Consider the following 2,156-nt stretch of genomic DNA (forward strand, 5'->3'; position numbering starts at 1 on the left):
ATATCACTTCTAGATAAAATAAAAAACTAGAATTATTACTTGATTAACTTCTAGTTCTATAATACGAAAAAGCCTCGAATGAGGCTTTAGTTTAATACTCTTTGATGAGGTGTAAATGTTGTATCATCAATACCCTTGAATGTATAACCAAGGCTCTGATAATGTTCAATAACTTTAGGTAATGCTTCTACAGTTGTATTCTTTGCAGCTGTATCATGGAATAATATCATAATCTGATTATTACGAGAAGCTGTCGCATTCGCAATAAGTCTTGCAGTAGGCACATTATTACCTGATGCATCTCCACTGCTGACATTCCAGTCATAATACTGATAACCTTTTTCCTGTACCATTCTAGTAAGACGACTCATAATACCTGCAGAATAATGTCTAGAAACTGTATTAGAACTTCCTCCAGGGAATCTAATATAACGAGGAGTAAATCCAATAAGACCCTTAACCATATTACCTACTTTATTTAAATCATTAAAGTAAGCATCAGTAGAAGAATAAACAGTACGATAATCATGACAATAAGTATGAAGTGCTATAGTATTGCCTCTTTTATGTGCTTCCTGAATTAAGTAATTATATTTCTGACCATTACCAGTTACAAAGAATGTCGCTTTCGCATGATATCTATCAAGAATATCTAATACACGCTGAGTATTCTGAGAAGGTCCATCATCAAATGTAAGATAAACAACCTTTTCACCACTTGGTGCAACTGCATTTGAAGGACGTGGATTATTTACAATAACAGTCTGTGTATACTTTCTTTTATTACCAGACTTATCTTTAGTTGTATAGATGACTTTATAAGTACCTGCTTTTCCAAAATCTACTTTGCTGCTATCTACAGATACCTTAGGATTCTTATCAAAATCATCTTCTACAGTAATACCTTTCATGAAATCAATATTAGAACCTACAGTCGTATCATAATTCTGAAGACCTGCAAGTAATGGTGCTTTAGTATCCTTTACTGCTTTCACATTGACTTCTTTTTCAGTCTTATTACCACCCTGATCTTCTACAACAACAGTAACCTTTTGTGTACCTTCTTTATCAAAAGATACATCTTTCTTAAAGTAAGTCTTAGTCTTTGTTTCATCTTTAATATCAGTCACAAATTCACTTGCTTTAACTTTAGTACCTACTTCTACTGCTTTATTCACCACTTTAAATGTAGGCTTCTTAGTATCTACAACTTCTACATTTAATACATAGTTCTTCTTGTTTAGTGTATAAGTAATCTTATACTTTCCAAGTTTTTTGACGTTAACTTTAGAATTATCTACAGTCACATCACTCTTATTACCTCTTACTTTTTTAAGAAAAGACATAGGATTGTAAGTACTATTGATTTCAATATCCTGTGTACTTTCATTAAAGCTAACAGCTGGACGTGTCATGAAATAAATGCCGATACCAAGCACTAAAACGACAATACAGCCTAATAGGACATATGCCCTCTTTCTTAAATGACGTTTTTTCATTTCTATTCTCCCTCAACTTTATATCTTCAACAATTTTGTATTATATATCTAATATGTGTAATTTGTGTGTAAATTAAGAAACAATTAAGAACTTTTTTTAATTACATATTATTTCTTCACTTTATATAACAAAGTAGGTGACATAATGGATACACAATTGATAAAAGGAATGTTGGAAGGATGTATTCTTACTCTTATTAGTCATAAGGAAATATATGGTTATGAACTATTAGTAGAACTAGAGAAGTATGGCTTTGAGAATGTAGGAGAAGGAACATTCTATCCGATATTAACACGTTTGTCTAAGAAGGGATATTTATCATGCAGACAGGTGAAATCAAAAGCTGGACCATATAGAAAATACTATAAGATTACGGATGAAGGATTAGTCCATTTGAGAGAGTTTAAACACTCATATTATAAGATAACGGGTATTGTAGAAAAGGTTTTGGAGGATAAAGAATGATTGCACAATATAACACATTAAGAAATCAATTAACCGAAGACTATCAGGCATTCTATGAGAAGGCATATCAATATGCACAAGAGAGACATTACCCAGGATTCTATGCGAATGATATACTTATTGTTAAACCGCAAACTCTACCCATAATAAAAAGTAATAAAACCGCAAATTAAATTAATAAACAGGTGGAA

General features: G+C 31.6%; 3 protein-coding genes. 2 read left to right on the forward strand and 1 reads right to left on the reverse strand.

All coding sequences use genetic code 11. The features are described from left to right. Nucleotides 1–86: 86 nt before the first annotated feature. Entirely contained in the window at nucleotides 87–1,499 is a 1,413-nt protein-coding gene (locus tag ACFOZZ_RS04055; RefSeq protein WP_376814774.1) for a polysaccharide deacetylase family protein, read from the reverse strand. Between the two features lie 145 nt (nucleotides 1,500–1,644). On the opposite strand from ACFOZZ_RS04055, the gene ACFOZZ_RS04060 reads away from it, so the two are divergent. Next, nucleotides 1,645–1,965 carry a PadR family transcriptional regulator gene (locus ACFOZZ_RS04060; RefSeq protein ID WP_376814775.1) on the forward strand — a complete coding sequence of 107 codons (321 nt, stop codon included), beginning with the start codon at nucleotides 1,645–1,647 and terminating at the stop codon, nucleotides 1,963–1,965. Next, complete coding sequence (locus ACFOZZ_RS04065) at nucleotides 1,962–2,138, forward strand: hypothetical protein (protein WP_376814776.1); 177 nt, start codon at nucleotides 1,962–1,964, stop codon at nucleotides 2,136–2,138. Before ACFOZZ_RS04060 ends, ACFOZZ_RS04065 begins: the two co-directional genes overlap by 4 nt. Nucleotides 2,139–2,156 lie beyond the last annotated feature (18 nt).

The sequence above is a fragment of the Catenibacterium sp. GCM10023432 genome, assembly GCF_042651925.1.
Taxonomy (GTDB): Bacteria; Bacillota_I; Bacilli_A; order Erysipelotrichales; family Coprobacillaceae; genus Catenibacterium; species Catenibacterium mitsuoka.

Bases quoted from the DNA above. Each gene is read 5' to 3' on its own strand.
- ACFOZZ_RS04060 (WP_376814775.1), top strand. From the start codon at position 1,645: ATGGATACACAATTGATAAAAGGAATGTTGGAAGGATGTATTCTTACT.
- ACFOZZ_RS04055 (WP_376814774.1), bottom strand. From the start codon at position 1,499: ATGAAAAAACGTCATTTAAGAAAGAGGGCATATGTCCTATTAGGCTGT.
- ACFOZZ_RS04065 (WP_376814776.1), top strand. From the start codon at position 1,962: ATGATTGCACAATATAACACATTAAGAAATCAATTAACCGAAGACTAT.